This is a genomic window from Streptomyces sp. Y7 (assembly GCF_043195415.1).
Lineage (GTDB): Bacteria > Actinomycetota > Actinomycetes > Streptomycetales > Streptomycetaceae > Streptomyces.
Map to the genome: position 1 here is coordinate 23,435 of NZ_JBIDDQ010000040.1, position 14,837 is coordinate 38,271.

General features: G+C 71.7%; 11 protein-coding genes. 5 read left to right on the plus strand and 6 right to left on the minus strand.

Features of this window, described 5'->3' with window-relative positions:
* The gene (locus ACGFW6_RS42915) at window positions 1–549 is read left to right on the plus strand and encodes an RNA polymerase sigma factor (RefSeq protein ID WP_393522567.1); all 549 of its coding nucleotides are present in this window, start codon (window positions 1–3) and stop codon (window positions 547–549) included.
* A 1-nt stretch (window position 550) separates the two neighbouring features.
* Window positions 551–1,273: a hypothetical protein gene (locus ACGFW6_RS42920; protein ID WP_393522570.1), complete on the plus strand. Its 723-nt coding sequence runs from the start codon at window positions 551–553 to the stop codon at window positions 1,271–1,273.
* A 61-nt stretch (window positions 1,274–1,334) separates the two neighbouring features.
* Here ACGFW6_RS42920 and ACGFW6_RS42925 read toward each other — a convergent pair whose 3' ends face one another.
* Window positions 1,335–4,619: a S8 family serine peptidase gene (locus ACGFW6_RS42925; protein ID WP_393522573.1), complete on the minus strand. Its 3,285-nt coding sequence runs from the start codon at window positions 4,617–4,619 to the stop codon at window positions 1,335–1,337.
* A gap of 225 nt (window positions 4,620–4,844) precedes the next feature.
* Here ACGFW6_RS42925 and ACGFW6_RS42930 point away from each other — a divergent pair, with 225 nt between their 5' ends.
* Window positions 4,845–5,303 carry an NUDIX hydrolase gene (locus ACGFW6_RS42930; RefSeq protein ID WP_393522576.1) on the plus strand — a complete coding sequence of 153 codons (459 nt, stop codon included), beginning with the start codon at window positions 4,845–4,847 and terminating at the stop codon, window positions 5,301–5,303.
* A gap of 232 nt (window positions 5,304–5,535) precedes the next feature.
* A complete protein-coding gene (locus ACGFW6_RS42935; protein WP_393522579.1) occupies window positions 5,536–7,326 on the plus strand; it encodes a TIGR03767 family metallophosphoesterase in 1,791 nt (596 codons plus the stop codon).
* Window positions 7,327–7,435: 109 nt separating this feature from the next.
* Here ACGFW6_RS42935 and ACGFW6_RS42940 read toward each other — a convergent pair whose 3' ends face one another.
* Together ACGFW6_RS42940 and pepN are read right to left on the minus strand one after the other, a co-directional pair.
* Window positions 7,436–8,500, minus strand: coding sequence for a hypothetical protein (locus ACGFW6_RS42940; RefSeq protein ID WP_393522582.1), 1,065 nt, complete (start codon window positions 8,498–8,500; stop codon window positions 7,436–7,438).
* A gap of 208 nt (window positions 8,501–8,708) precedes the next feature.
* Window positions 8,709–11,294 carry an aminopeptidase N gene (gene pepN, locus ACGFW6_RS42945; RefSeq protein WP_393522585.1) on the minus strand — a complete coding sequence of 862 codons (2,586 nt, stop codon included), beginning with the start codon at window positions 11,292–11,294 and terminating at the stop codon, window positions 8,709–8,711.
* A gap of 147 nt (window positions 11,295–11,441) precedes the next feature.
* On the opposite strand from pepN, the gene ACGFW6_RS42950 reads away from it, so the two are divergent.
* On the plus strand, window positions 11,442–12,080 hold the full coding sequence (locus tag ACGFW6_RS42950) for a DsbA family protein (protein WP_393522587.1): 639 nt from the start codon (window positions 11,442–11,444) through the stop codon (window positions 12,078–12,080).
* 3 nt (window positions 12,081–12,083) lie between these two features.
* On the opposite strand, the gene ACGFW6_RS42955 is transcribed toward ACGFW6_RS42950, so the two are convergent.
* The 3 genes from ACGFW6_RS42955 to ACGFW6_RS42965 are packed head-to-tail and all read right to left on the minus strand — an operon-like array spanning window position 12,084 to window position 14,830.
* A complete protein-coding gene (locus tag ACGFW6_RS42955; protein ID WP_393522590.1) occupies window positions 12,084–12,317 on the minus strand; it encodes a hypothetical protein in 234 nt (77 codons plus the stop codon).
* The gene (locus tag ACGFW6_RS42960) at window positions 12,317–13,378 is read right to left on the minus strand and encodes a glycerophosphodiester phosphodiesterase family protein (protein ID WP_393522592.1); all 1,062 of its coding nucleotides are present in this window, start codon (window positions 13,376–13,378) and stop codon (window positions 12,317–12,319) included. Before ACGFW6_RS42960 ends, ACGFW6_RS42955 begins: the two co-directional genes overlap by 1 nt.
* 27 nt (window positions 13,379–13,405) lie before the next feature.
* A complete protein-coding gene (locus ACGFW6_RS42965) occupies window positions 13,406–14,830 on the minus strand; it encodes an FGGY family carbohydrate kinase (protein WP_393522594.1) in 1,425 nt (474 codons plus the stop codon).
* Between the last annotated feature and the right edge of the window lie 7 nt (window positions 14,831–14,837).

The following is a 14,837-nucleotide window of genomic DNA, read 5'->3' on the forward strand; positions in this document are numbered from 1 at the left end:
GTGGCTGTGCTGCGCAGAAGGGCCCGCGGCGGCCAGGGGGGCGGCGCCGTCCGGGACGTCCTGGACGATCCGCTGGACGCGGCCCAGGAGCGTCGGGTGCGGGCGGTGCTCGCGCTCGGCGGGGTGCCGCAGGCGGACCTGCCGGACGGGGTACAGCAGGTCCGCCTGCGGCTGCTCGAGAGGGCCGCCAGCGGACGTGAGGCGCCGCGGGACGTGTCGGCGTGGGCGGCGGTCGTCGCCTCCAACCTCGCCATGGACTGGCACCGGGCCAAGAAGCGCCAGGACCGCCTCGGCGAACGGCTCGCCTCCCTGAGCCAGACCGAGCACCCCTCCGGCGAGGACACCAGCCTGCTCTCCCTCGCCGTGGCCAAGGGCCTGGACGAGCTCCCGGACGCCCAGCGTCAGGTCCTCGTGCTGCGCTTCTACGGCGACCTCCCGGTGCGCGACATCGCCGCGGAGCTCGGCATCCCGGAGGGCACGGTCAAGAGCAGGCTGCACACGGCGGTACGGGCCCTGCGCGCCCGCCTGCACGAGGACGAGGTGGTGTGACATGACCGCCGAGAACCACAGCCGCGGCACCGACGCGCTGATGGCCGCGATCACCGGTGAACCGCTCTCCGACGCGGCACGCGCGGACGACGCCTTCCTGGCCGAGCACGCCGCCGCCGCGGCCGACGTGGCGCTGCTGCGCGAGCAGCTCGGCATCATCGGGCACGCGCTCGCCGAGCCACCGCCACCGCGGCCCGAGCCGGCTCCCGTACGGCAGCCCGCCCGCGCCCGGCGCCGGATCCTCACCGTCGCCCTCGGCTCGCTCGCCGTGGCCGCCGCCGCGTCCGTGCTCGCGGGCATGGGCTGGCTGCTGACGCAGGCCGGGTCCGGCGTCAGTTCCGACGCGGGGGCGTCCAGCGCGGACAAGGCCCTTCCCTCGCAGCAGTCGGGCGGCGCCGAGTTCGGCAGCCCGCTCTATCTCGCCTGTGCGCGACTGGTGGCCGAGGGGCGGGCCACCTCCGTGGAGCGGGTCCCCGGCACCGCCTCGGTGCGCGTCACGCTGGACATGACCCGCTACTACCGGCCGGACAAGGGCGAGCGGGAGGTGACCTTCGTGGTCGACGAGAACCTCGTGCCCGGTCTCCGCAAGGGCGACCCGGTGCTCATCGGTGTGCCGCAGGGCGAACGCGAGCCCGACTTCTGGGCCGTCGGCGAGCGGGACATCGCCCCCGAGCGGGCCTGGATCACCGCCTCGCTGCCCGAGGCACGGGAGCTCGGCTGCTGAACGGCAAGGGGCGGGCGCCCTCACGGACGCCCGCCCCGATCGCCGTACTCCGTGCTCCGGACTACGGAACGACCTTCTCGATCTTCACGTTGCCGACGCCCGCGACCGTGCCGCGCGCGTTCAGCAGCTGGACCTGGCCGAAGAACTCACGGCCCTCCGGAGCGGCCGCCTGCGCGGTGACGCTGCCGGTGAGGGTCGCCGACTGGCCGGTGCCGAGCTTCACCGGCGCGTCGGACACCGAGACGGTGCCGAGCGCGGCGGAGAAGAACACGTCCAGGTAGTCGTAGGCCGTCGAGCCGCTCGGGACCGAGTAGCCGATGACCTCGACGCTGTACTTGCCGGCCGCCGGGTTCGCGACCGAGACCGACTCCTCCGAGTCACCGTCGGCGGAGCTGCCGACCTCGGTGCCGGCCGCGTCGTAGACGACCAGGTCGAGGTCGGCGGCCGCGTCGGAGACGTTGCCGATGGAGACGTCCAGCGACGTGGCGCCCGCGGGCACGTCGACCGTGGTGGTCTGCGTGACGCCCTCGGTGATGTCCGGGCGCGCCGTCTTCGACGAACCGAGCGGGCCGCCGGCCGCCTTGCCGTCGAGGGCCGCGTAGTTGTTGGTCACCTTCCAGGAGGCGGCGGCCGGCGTGCCGACCTTGGCCTCGGGCACGGTCACGGTCTCCGGGTCGAAGGCCGCGCCGAGGACGGTGACATCCAGCTTGTAGGGGTTGTCGAGCAGCGGCGACGTACGGCGCGACTCGACCTCGATCTCCCAGACGCCCGGCTGCGGGTCGGCGTAGGCACGCACGTCCGGCTTGCAGCCGTTGCCGTCGAGGTAGTTGTTGTAGCAGTACGGGGTGCCGGTGTTGTCGGACGGGACGCCGTACGGGTGGATGGCGATGAAGCGGGTCTGGCTCTTGCCCTTCAGCCCGCCGATCGCGACCTCCAGCGACTTCGCGCCCTCGGGGACGGTCACGAAGTACGACTTGGTGCTGTTGCGCTGCACCGAACCGGACGCCGAGTAGCTGTACTTCAGCGGCTGCGAGACCACGACCGTGTTGAGGATCTGCTTGTCGACGCCCTCGGTGCGCGGGTCGTCGACCTCCAGGATCGCGCTCTTGATGCCCGCCGAGGACGGCTTCGCGGCGACCTTGACGGTGACCGGCTTGTTCAGGCCGAGGCTGATCTCGTCGGAGCCGACGATGCGGAAGGTGTCACCGGCGTTGTTCTCCAGGTGCAGCTCGTGCCGGATCGCCTTGTCCGCGCCGGACGTACGCGTGATGGTGACGTCGTACGTCTTCTTCTGCCCGGCCTTGAGGCCGCCCTCGCGGTCGTAGACGCCCGTGCCGAAGCCCGGGGTCTTCAGGAACTGGTCGATCGCGGTGTCGACCGGCGCCTTCACCGAGTACTCGTGGGCGGTGGCGCCGTCACGGATGGAGTCCCAGGCGTCCTCGATGTTGATGAGGCCGGCACCCTCCTCGTACGCCTGCACACCCTTGATGTGGTCGGCGGTCGAGGTCAGCGCGGTGCGCAGCTTCGCCGGGGTGAGGTCGATGTGCGCGGCCTTGGCGGCGCTCAGCAGCAGCGCGGACGCGCCCGCGGCCTGCGGGGACGCCATCGAGGTGCCCTGGAGCATCGAGTAGCCGGCCGGCAGGGAGTAGCCCGCCTCGGCGACCGGACCGCCCGGCAGCCAGGTCTGCGTGGTGTTGATCGCGGCGCCCGGCGCGGACAGCGTCGGGGTGAAGCCGCCGTCCTCACGCGGACCGCGCGAGGAGAACGGCATCATCGCGTAGTTCTTCTCCACGGCGGAGCCGTAGTTGGCGGCCCAGGTCTCCTTGGAGATGGTCGCGCCGACCGAGATGACCTTGCTCGCCAGGCCCGGGTCGCCGATGGTGTTGGCGCCGGGGCCGGAGTTGCCGGCGGAGATCACCAGCTGCACGCCGTAGGTGTCGATGAGGCGCGTGTACAGCTCCGCGCGGGCGTTGTTGCCGTCGTTCAGCGCCGGGAGACCGCCGATGGACATGTTGACGATGTCGACGCCGCGGTTGACGACGAGGTCGATCATGCCCTCGGTGAGCGCGACGTTGGTGCAGCCGCCGGTCCAGGTGCAGGCGCGGGAGGCGACGAGCTTCGCGCCCGGGGCCGCGCCGTTCATCTTCCCGCCGAACAGGCCGTTCGCGGCGGTGATGCCGGCGACGTGGGTGCCGTGCTCGGACTCGATGACGCCGATGTTGACGAAGTCGCGCTTCTGGCCGACCCAGTCCCCGCCCAGCGGGTCCATCGGCACGTCCTTGCGGATCTGCACGACGAACGGCTGCCGCTCGGCGACGTCGGTCGCCGGGTCGTCGGTGCCGAAGTACCCGATCTGGTAGCCGTCCTTGTACGGCTTCATCGGGGTGTCGTCACCGAAGTCGAAGTTGTTGTTGAGGTCGACCCGGACGGTGCCGTTCGCGGCGTCGTACAGGACGCCCCAGGAGTCGGTCTTGTCGCCGTCGCGGTTGGCGTCGCCCGCCGCGTCGCCCCCCGTGGTGTACGACTCCAGGAAGGTGCTCACCTGGTAGGAACCGGCCGGCGCGGTCCAGGTCTTGCCGCCGTAGGTGAAGCTGGGCCCGGAGACCGAGGTCACCATCGGGCGCCAGGTGCGGTCGCTGTCGAGCAGCGGGTCGGTGGCGGTGACCCAGTCGACGATCTTCCGCTCGCCCGTGCTGGTCTTCTGCAGCGCCGGGTGCGCGAGGTCGATGCCGGAGTCGAGGATGCCGATGGTGATGCCGCGGCCGTCCGCCCTCGGGTTCTTCTTCACGAAGTCGACGGCACCCGTCTCGAAGGACGGGTTGTACGGGTTCTCGGCCGGGGTCGTCTTCCCCGGCGCCGGGTACGTGGTCGCGCCGGCCGTCGACTTCTTCGTGTCGACGGCGGGGTCGTCCAGGGGTATCTCCTCGCGCAGGTCGATGCCGTGCACCGAGGAGAGCTTCGCCGCCGCGGCGATGGCCGAGTCGGCCTTGCCGGTGGGGACGGTGGCCCGGACGTAGCCGAGCTTGTCGTAGGTGCGGCCCACGGAGCCGACCGCGTCCAGCTGCTCGGCGACCCGCTCGGTCTGCCCGGGCGCGGTCGCGATCATCATCGTGACGTTCCTGGCGTCGCCGGCCTTCGCCTCGGCGAGCAGGTCGGCGTCGTCCGAACCGAGCTTGTCGTGGGCGGACTTGACGCTCGGGTCCGTCGCCGCCGGCGCGGGGTCCACGGCCATCGCCATGGGTATCGGACCGGCCGCGGAGAGCGCGGCGACAAGTCCGGCGGCCACGGCTATGCGGGCCGCGCGTCTCGGGCCCGGCTTCGGTTCGCGCTGGGGGGTGAGGGTCATCGGCATCCCTTGTTGGTAAAGGAGCAACGGGCGTTCGGTATGTGATCCCGGACGACCGCACAGCTTTATGCAAGGGAAGGATGTTTGGGAAGAGTTGACCCAATCGAAATGAACGGGTGGGGAAAACCCCCGATACATAAGGGGCGAGGGGTGAAAAAGGGGTGAGTCACCCGTACCGCCGGAAATTCACCTGCGCATCGGGTCCCCGCCGACTAACGTCCCCCCGTGCGGAAGAAGTTGAGGGTGGCGGCCTACGCCATATGCGTTCGTGACGGTCAGCTCCTCCTCGCGCGTTCCCCGGCGCCCGGCGGCGGCTTCGAATGGGTGCTGCCCGGCGGCGGCATGGAACACGGCGAGGATCCCTACGACACGGTCGTGCGGGAGGTGGAGGAGGAGACCGGCTACCTCGTCGAACCGACCGGCCTGCTCGGCATCGACTCCTCCCACCGCCTCTTCCCGGCCCGCCTCGGCCGCGGCGTCGACCACCACGGTGTGCGCCTGGTCTACGAGGCCCGGGTCACCGGCGGCGAACTGCGCTACGAGACCGGCGGTTCCACCGACATGGCGGCCTGGCACCCGATGGCCGCGGTGCCGGAGCTGCGCTGTGTCTCCCTGGTCGGCAAGGGGCTGTCACTGTGGCGCGAGCGGCCCGCCGCGGGGCGGATCGCAGCCGCCCGGAACTAGCTCTGTTACCCCGAAAGATGAACAGGGAGTGACCGCGTCCCGGCCGTTCGAGGAGCGGCCGTGGACGCGGAAGGTAGTCCAAGATCCACGTACGGTGATCGGCGCTGCGCGTTGCAGTCGTGTTCATGCGCAGGTCATTCCCGGTGCCAACGATCCACAGTGAGCGGGATGTTCGCATCCGCGACCACCCCGCGACCACTGCCGACGCGTTCGCACTCGGGGAGATCGCGCCATGTCGCGCATACGCTCTGTCGCCAGCTCCACGCTGGGGGTCCACCGCCGTACCCTGCTCGCCGCCACCGGAGCGGTGACCCTCTCCGCCGGCGTCGGCTACGCCCTGCGGCCCACGGACAGCGAGGCCGCCACCACCCACGGAGCCGCGAGCGCGCCGAACGCCGCCGCGGACAACGCCGCCGCCGAGGCGCCCGTCGGGGCCTCCCGCAGGGTGCCCGTCGCCCTCGCGCCGTACACGCGGGGCACGACCGTCGCGAACGTCGCCACGCCGCAGGGCAGCGGCGGCTACCGTCGGCTCGTCGACGGGCCCGGCTGGAAGCGGGTCGTGCGTGAGAACCTGGCCGCCGCCAAGTCCGGCCGCGAGAGCCGCCGTACCGCGCTCGCCTCCTTCGTGCAGCTCACCGACCTGCACCTGATCGACGCCCAGCACCCGCTGCGCCTGGAGTACCTGCGCTCGACGGACGTGCACGCCTGGCGCCCGCAGGAGGCGCTGACCGTGCCCGGCGCCGTCGCGCTGGTCGAGCGGATCAACGCGCTGCGGGGCGCCCCCGTCACCGGCGCCCCGCTCCACTTCGCCATGACCACCGGCGACAACACGGACAACAACTGCAGGTCCGAGCTGGAGTGGTTCCTGACGGTGATGAGCGGCGGGAAGGTCACCCCGAACACCGGTGACCCGCGGCGCTACGAGGGCGTCCAGAACAGCGGCCTGAAGCTGTACTGGCAGGCCGACGACACCGTCCGCGACGCCGACAAGCAGCTCGGCTTCCCGCACATCGACGGCTATCTGGCCGCCGCGATCCGCGAGATGCGCAGCCCCGGCCTGAACATCCCCTGGTACTCGACCGTCGGCAACCACGACGCGATGCCGCTGGGCACCTACGCCTCGCACAGCGACTCGTACCTCACCGACCTCGCCGTCGGCGGCAAGAAGCTGATGAACGTCTCCGCCGCGGACGCCAAGAAGCTCCAGGACTCCCTCAAGCAGGACAAGGACCCGAGGGGCACCGTCTTCAAGGACTTCCTCAAGGCCCACGCCCGCTCCATGCGCTCGGTCACCCCGGACGAGAGCCGCGCCCCGTTCACGCCCAGGGACTACCTCCGGGCCCACCTGAACCCGGCCCACCGCGGCCACGGCCCGGTCGGCCACGGCTACTCGACGGCCAACCTGGACGCGGGCACCCAGTACTACAGCTTCCGCATCGCCGACGACGTCATCGGCATCAGCCTCGACACCACCGACCCGGGTGGCCACTACGAGGGGTCCATCGGGGCGGCCCAGTTCACCTGGCTGGACCGGACGCTGCGGGAGAACAAGGACTCGTACGCGATCATCTTCAGTCATCACACCAGCGGGACGATGGACAACCTGCGGCGTGACCCGGCCCGCCCGAGCGAGCGGCGGGTGGGCGGGGCCGAGCTGCTCCGGCTCCTCGGCAGCCACCGCAACGTGCTCGCCTGGGTGAACGGTCACATCCACAAGAACGTCATCACCCCGCACTCCGGCACCGGCGGCCACGCGTTCTGGGAGATCTCCACCGCCTCCCACGTCGACTTCCCCCAGCTCGCCCGGATCATCGAGGTGGTGGACAACAAGGACGGCACGATCTCGCTGTTCACCACGCTGATCGAGTCCTCGGCCCCGCACCGCACCAGCTTCACCGACCTCTCCCAGACGGGCCTCGCCGCCCTCTACCGGGAGCTGTCCCTCAACGCCCCCGGCGCGAGCACGAAGCTCGCGGGCGACCGCAAGGACCGCAACACGGAGCTGGTGCTGAAGAAGGGCTGACACCGCGCACCCCGCCCGCCCCTCGCCCGGTGACACGAGGAGGGGCCGCCGGTGCCCGGCACCGGTGGCCCCTCCTCTCCCCTCCTGATGCTGCCTTCGCGGTCCGTCACTACCTCGGCAGCACCACGACGTACGCGGCCGGATCACGGTCGGCCGCCGCCATCAGCGCCGTACGGACCACCGCGGCCTGCTGCTCCATCCCGTCCCGGAGCTTCTTCGGGGTGATGTGGACGACCGTGATGCCGAGCCGCTCCAAGGTCTCGCGCTTGCGGGCGTACTCGGACCACAGGGCGTCGTCGCCCTCCCGCCGGTCCTGGCGGGGTGCGCGGGTGTCCAGTTCCACGGCCACCGCCTGCTCGGGCCAGTAGGCGTCCAGGCCGCCGAGGTGGGGGCCGCCGGGCAGGCGCAGGTCCACGTTCCAGACCGGGTCGGGCAGGCCGTGCTCGTGGACCATCGCGTACAGCCGGTCCTCGGCGATGGCGCGGCCCTCGGCCAGCAGCGAGTCCACCGCGTCCACCACGTGCGGGCGGCTCAGCAGCTTCGCCTGGTTCAACTCCCTGACCACCGAGGCCGGTTCGCAGTGCCCGCCGCGCACGGCCTCGGTCAGCAGCCGGCGCACCGCGCCCGCGTCGGTGAGCTCGGCGACGGCGTCGGCCAGCGCGCGCGGGACCGGAGCCACCGGAAGGCCGGTGACCTGCCGGGGCGCGGGCAGGGCGGGAGCGCGCAGGACGCGGGCGCAGCCCGTGGAGCGCAGCCGGCGCATCCGGGGCACCAGGACGTCGATCGTGTCCAGGGCGGTCAGCGGCGGCGTCGCGGAGAAGCCGTGCAGGGTCAGCGCCGCGAGGCCCGTGATCATCACCTCGGGGTAGGCGGGACCCGCGTGGCCCTCGCTGTCCGCGTCCGGCTGGGCCGGCACGCCGGGCGTGCGCTCCCGCGACGCGTACATCAGCACCGCGTGCAGCCGCTCCTCGCTGGTCGGCGGGCCGGGGTGGAGCAGCAGGACGCCGGGCAGGATCTGCTGCCAGGGGCCGCCGGGGCGGCACTGCTCGCTGATCTCGGCGGGGGCGACGCCGTGCGACTTGAGCCGGGCGGCCGTCATGACACGGCGGTGGATCTCGGAGAGGTGGCGCAGGGGGCGGGGGGACAGCGGGGAGAGCGGGGTGTTGTGGTTCATGACCCGGAGGTTCCCGTGCCTGCTCGGCCCGCTAACCGCTGTTACAGGGCCGTCGACAAAAACGGACAACCCAGCACTAAAGGACGGGTGTTCGGATGCCGAGTACGCACCGAAAACCCCTGGTCCAATCGGGTGGGGCCAGGGGTTACGGCTGCTATTGCCTGAATTCCGTAACGGTCACGCAGGCCGCGACCGTTGGCCAAAGGTCTCAGCCGGTTGACGCCGCCGCGTCACATTCCTGGCCCCGCAGCCCGCGCGCCAGATCGTCCCGCGCCTCCAGCACCAGCCGCCGCAGCGCCGGAGCCGCGTCCTCGTGCGCCGCGAGCCACACGTCCGTCGCGTCCAGGGTGGCCTGCGACTGCTGGAGCCCCGGGAACAGACCCCGGACCACGTCCATGCCGATCTGGATGGACCGCTCGGCCCACACCCGCTCGATCACGGCGAAGTACTTCTCGGCGTACGGCGCCAGCAGCTCCCGCTGCGACGGCTGCACGAAGCCCGCGATGGTCGCCTCCACCAGGGCGTTGGACAGCGCGTCCGACTCCACGACCTGCGCCCACGCCTGCGCCTTGACCGCCTCGGACGGCCGCGCGGCCAGGCAGCGCACCTGGTGCCGCTTGCCGGACGCCGTGTCGTCGCGGGCCAGCTCGGCCGCCAGCTCCTTCTCACCGACGACGCCGTACGTGGCCAGGGTGTCCAGCAGCGCCCAGCGCAGCTCCTGGTCCACGGCGAGACCGTCGACCACGGCCGAACCGTCGAGCAGGCCCGACAGCAGCGCGGAACCCGGCTCGTCGGTCACCCGGGCGAAGAACCGCGCCCACGCCAGCTGGTGTTCGCTGCCGGGCTCGGCGGCGTACAGCCGGCTCGTCGCGCCCTGCGTCAGCAGCCGCGAGCCCTCCTCGCGCCACTCGGGCGCGGCGTAGTGCGTCAGCGCCGAGTCGGCCCAGGCGTGCAGCATCTGCAGAACGCCGATGTCGGACTCCTGGTGGGCGAAGCGCAGCACCAGGTCGATGAACTCCCGGGCCGGCAGCAGCGCGTCCCGCGTCATGTTCCACAGCGCCGACCAGCACAGGGCACGCGCCAGCGGGTCGGTCATGTCGCCCAGCGCGGCCCGCAGCGTCGCCAGCGAGGTGGCGTCGAAGCGGGTCTTGCAGAACGTCAGGTCGTCGTCGTTGACCAGCACCAACTCCGGCGCCTCGGCGCCCGCCAGCTCCGTCACGACCGTGCGCGGCCCGTCCACGTCCACCTCGGCGCGCGCGTACCGCTCCAGCGCCCCGTCCGCGCCCCGGCGGTACAGCCCGACGCCGATCCGGTGCGGGCGCAGTTCCGGGTGCGACTCGGCGGCCTCCTGCACCACCGCCAGCTCGCTCACCCGGCCCTCGCCGTCCAGCAGCACCTGCGGGGTCAGCGAGTTCACGCCCGCCGTCTGGAGCCAGGAACGCGCCCACGCGCCCATGTCCCGGCCGCTGGTCTCCTCCAGCACCGACAGCAGGTCCCCGAGCTGCGTGTTGCCGTACGCGTGCCGCTTGAAGTAGCGCCGCGCGCCCTCCAGGAAGGCGTCCTGGCCGACGTACGCCACCAGCTGCTTGAGGACCGAGGCGCCCTTGGCGTAGGTGATGCCGTCGAAGTTGAGCTTGGCGTCCTGCAGGTCGCGGATGTCCGCCGTGATCGGGTGCGTGGAGGGCAGCTGGTCGGCCCGGTACGCCCATGCCTTGCGGCGGTTGGCGAAGGTGATCCAGGCGTTCTTGAAGCGGGTCGCGCCGACGTTGGCGAACGTGCCCATGAAGTCCGCGAAGGACTCCTTCAGCCACAGGTCGTCCCACCACACCATGGTGACCAGGTCGCCGAACCACATGTGCGCCATCTCGTGCAGGATGACGTTCGCCCGGCCCTCGTACGACGCCTGCGTCACCTTGCCGCGGAAGACGAACTCCTCCCGGAAGGTCACCATCCCCGGGTTCTCCATCGCGCCGAGGTTGTACTCGGGCACGAACGCCTGGTCGTACTTGCCGAAGGGGTAGGGGTAGTCGAAGTGGTCGTGGAAGAAGTCCAGGCCCTGCTTGGTGACCAGGAAGATGTCGTCCGCGTCGAAGTAGGGCGCCAGGCCCTTGCGGCACATCGCGCCGAGCGGGATCCGCAGCGTCGAGCCGTCGCCCAGAGCGCGCTCGTAGGAGTCCGTGACGTAGTGGTACGGACCCGCCACCACACAGGTGATGTACGTCGAGATCGGCTTGGTCTCCGCGAACCTCCAGATGCCGTCCGTGCGTTCACCGGTGCCGTTGCTCCACACCGTCCACGCCTCCGGCGCCCGCACCTCGAAGCGGAACGGCGCCTTGAGGTCCGGCTGCTCGAAGTTGGCGAAGACCCGTCGGGAGTCGGCCGGCTCGTACTGCGTGTAGAGGTAGACCTCGCCGTCCTCGGGGTCGACGAAGCGGTGCAGGCCCTCGCCGGTGCGGGAGTAGGCGCACCGCGCGTCGACGACGAGTTCATTGTCGGCGGCCAGGTCCTCCAGGACGATCCGCGAGCCGTCGAAGACCTCGCTCGGGTCGAGGTCCTTGCCGTTGAGGGAGACGGCCGTCACGCTCGGCGCGATCAGGTCGGCGAAGCTCGTCGCGCCGGGCTCGCTGCAGCGGAAGCGGATGGTGGTCACCGAGCGGAAGGTGCGCGGCCCGCCGTCCTCGGAGTCGTGGTCGCCGAGCGCGGACCGGACGTCGAGGGACACGTCGTACCCGTCGACGGACAGCAGGGCGGCCCGCTCCCGGGCCTCGTCACGGGACAGATTCTCTCCGGGCACGGGTGGCACTCCCTGGGGTCGTGTTCAGTATGCGGACAGGCCGATCCTGCCATGTGCCCCTGACCCCTGGCACCGGGGAATGGCCGGGCGAGCAGCGGTGTTCCCCCAGAGGTTCAGCTGAGACCTGCTTGCCTCATGAGGAGAGACATGTCGGACAAGACCCCCGTCGACTTCTGGTTCGACCCGCTGTGCCCCTGGGCCTGGATGACCTCACGCTGGGTGCTGGAGGTGGAGAAGGTCCGTGACATCGAGGTGCGCTGGCACCTGATGAGCCTCGCCGTCCTCAACGAGGACAAGCTGGACGACCTGCCGGCGGAGTACCGCGACTTCCTGGAGACCAAGGCGTGGGGCCCGGTCCGGGTCGTCATCGCCGCCCAGGAGGAGCACGGCACCGAGGTGCTCGGCGACCTCTACACCGCGCTCGGCACCCGCTTCCACAACCAGGGCGAGGGCTCCGGCAAGGAGACCGTCGCCGCCGCACTGAAGGACGTCGGCCTGCCCGAGTCCCTCATGGAGCACTGGGACGACACCCCCTACGAGCCGCAGCTGCGCGCCTCCCACAAGGAGGGCATCGAGAAGGTCGGCCAGGAGGTCGGCACCCCGGTCATCGCCGTCCCCGGCGACAACGGCGAGCAGATCGCGTTCTTCGGCCCTGTCGTCACCCCGGCCCCGCAGGGCGAGGACGCCGCCAAGCTCTGGGACGGCACCCTCGCCGTGGCCTCCGTGCCGGGCTTCTACGAGATCAAGCGGACCCGCACCAAGGGCCCGGACTTCAGCAACCTGTAGGGCTCACTCGCCGGCCGCGGTCTCCTCCACGAGGAACTTCTCGGGGAGGCGGCCGTAGCCGGCCTTGTTGAACTGCGGGTAGTACGTCAGGCAGCCCTTGCCGGTGCAGCGCCACAGGTTGTCCACGAAGAAGTCCGGCCCCTCCTTCGCCCGTACCGCGGCCCTCTCCTCCTTGTCGAGGAACCGGAAGATCTGCATGGTGCCGCAGGTCGGGCAGTCCAGTGTGCGGGTCCTCATCAACCCCTCCTCGCCATCACCGCCAGATCGGGGAAGTCGGTCACCACGGCGTCGACCCCCAGCCCGTAGTACAGCGCGTACTCCGCGAACGCGTCCCCGAAATCGTTCGGTCCGGTTCCCCGGCGCAGGTCCGCCGGCAGGAACTGGTTCTCCGCGCGGAAGGTGTACGGCCCCACCCGCAGCCCCGCCGTGTGCGCGTCCGCGAGGAGGGACGTGCCGACGAGCGAGGACTTGTCCGGCCCGATCCACCGCGCGTACGCCGCGATCCGCGCCAGCCCCGCCGGGGTCATCATGTCCTTGTACGTCGTCGGATCACCGGACGAGACCAGGTCGTAGGGCCCGCCCGTGGTGCCCAGCGCCTGCCACAGATCCAGCCCCAGTTTCTCGGCCGCGATCCGCGTGAGGCTCGTCGGCTCGAAGGACTGCACGACGCACTCGCGCCGGCCCAGCCGGTTGCGCCGGATCACCCGCGCCAGCTCCGGCTCCAGCGGCAGGCCCAGGGAGCGGAAGTACGTCGGGTGCTTGGTCTCCGGAAAGACGGCGATCGTCCGGCCGTACGCCTTCGACAGCCCGCGCGCCAGGTCGACGACCTCCTGGAAGGTGAGGACCTCCTCCCGGCCGTCGAACACGGTGTTGCGGTTGCGGACGAGCGGCAGTCGCTCCACCGCCCGCAGCGTCTTCAGCTCCGCCAGCGTGAAGTCCTCGGTGAACCAGCCGGTCACCGCCCGTCCGTCCACCGTCCTCGTCGTCCGGCGGTCCGCGAACTCCGGATGCGCGGCCACGTCGGTGGTCTGCGAGATCTCGTTCTCGTGCCGGACCACGAGCACATGGTCCTTCGTCGGCACCAGGTCCGGCTCGATCCAGTCGGCGCCGGTCTGCACCGCGTACGTGTACGAGGCCGCCGTGTGCTCGGGACGCCAGCCGGCCGCGCCGCGGTGCCCGATGACGAGCGGCCGCCGCGGGGGGTGGGACCCGGGTGCGGCCGCGGCGGCCGCGGGGACGGCGGCGGCCGCCGTGGTACCGGCGGCCGCGAGCAGCAGGGATCTCCGTCTCGGGTGCATGCAAACTCCCTCTCGTCGCAGGGCTGTTCAGGCCCGGGCCCGGCCGCGCGCCGCACTCAGGCGGGTCAGGTGTTCCTCGTACCCGTGCGCGTAGTACGCGGCGCGTGCCGCGTCCGGTTCGACGACCGCGGTCGGCCGCGTCCACGTCCCGGCGTCCAGTGACTCGCCGTACCGCTCGGCCGCCGCGAGCACCGCGCCGCGCGCGCCGACCTCGCCCTCGACGACCCTGAGCGGCCGCCCCAGGACGTCCGCGAGCAGCCGCATCCAGGCCGGGCTGCGCGTCCCGCCGCCGCAGACGGCGAGCGTCCCCGTCAGCCCGGCCGCCTCCAGACAGTGCCGGGCCGCGTAGCCGATGCCCTCGCAGGTCGCCCGGACCAGATCGGCGCGGGTCGACTCCAGCGACACCCCGGTCAGCTCGGCGCGCAGCCGGGGCTCCACGAAGGGCGCGCGCTCGCCCGAGGGCGCGAAGTACGGCAGCACCCGCACCCCGTGCGCCCCCGGCGGGGTCTCGGCCAGCAGTCCGTCGACCTCCTCGTGCCGTACGCCCGTCGTCGACAGCACCCAGTCCAGCGCCGCCGTTCCGACCATCGCGGGCATCGCGCGCAGCCAGTGCCCGGGCCGGTCGGTGCTGATGTACAGGCCCCCCGGCTCACCGGTCAGATCCAGGTCCGTGGTGGCGACCAGGCCGGCCAGACAGGTGCCGACGATGAGGAGGCCGTCGCCGGGCGAGGTCACCCCCGCGCCCAGCGCACTGGCCGGCAGGTCGTACGGCCCGTTCGCGAGCCGGGTCCCGGCCGCGAGGCCCTCGCCGCGTGCCGCCGCCGTCGCGACCGGATCGCTGACCGGCGCGAGCAGCCCGCGCCGGTGGGCCAGCCCCAGGAGCTCCACGACCCGGTTGTCGTAGCTCCGCGTCCGCGGGTCCAGGAACGGCATCGAGGCGTCCGACACATCCGTTGCGGGCCCCGCCCCCGTCAGCCGGTGGAACACCATGTCCTTGCAGTACAGGGCGGTGGTCGCCGCGTCGAGCGACTTCGGCTCGTAGCGGTCGAGCCAGGCCAGCAGGGGGCCCGGGCAGCCGGGGAACATGGCGCTGCCCGTGCGCCGGAACACCGTCTCGAAGGTGCCGTCCGCCAGCCACTGGTCGACCAGCTCGTGCGCCCGCCCGTCCATCCAGGAGGCGGCGGGCCGCACCGGCCGGCCGTCCTTGTCGACCAGCCACACCCCGTCGCCCTGCCCGGTGAGCCCGGCCAGTTCGACCGGCTCCGGGACCCGGGAGGTCACCTCCTCCAGCACGGCGACGACCGTCCCGTACACCTCCTCCATGTCCTGCTCCACGAACCCGCCGCGCAGCGCCAGGCCCACCGGCCGGGCCGCCACGGCCAGTTCGTGACCGGAGCCGTCGAAGGCAGCGGCCTTCACCATCGACGTGCCCACATCGATACCGACGTACATGCCGACC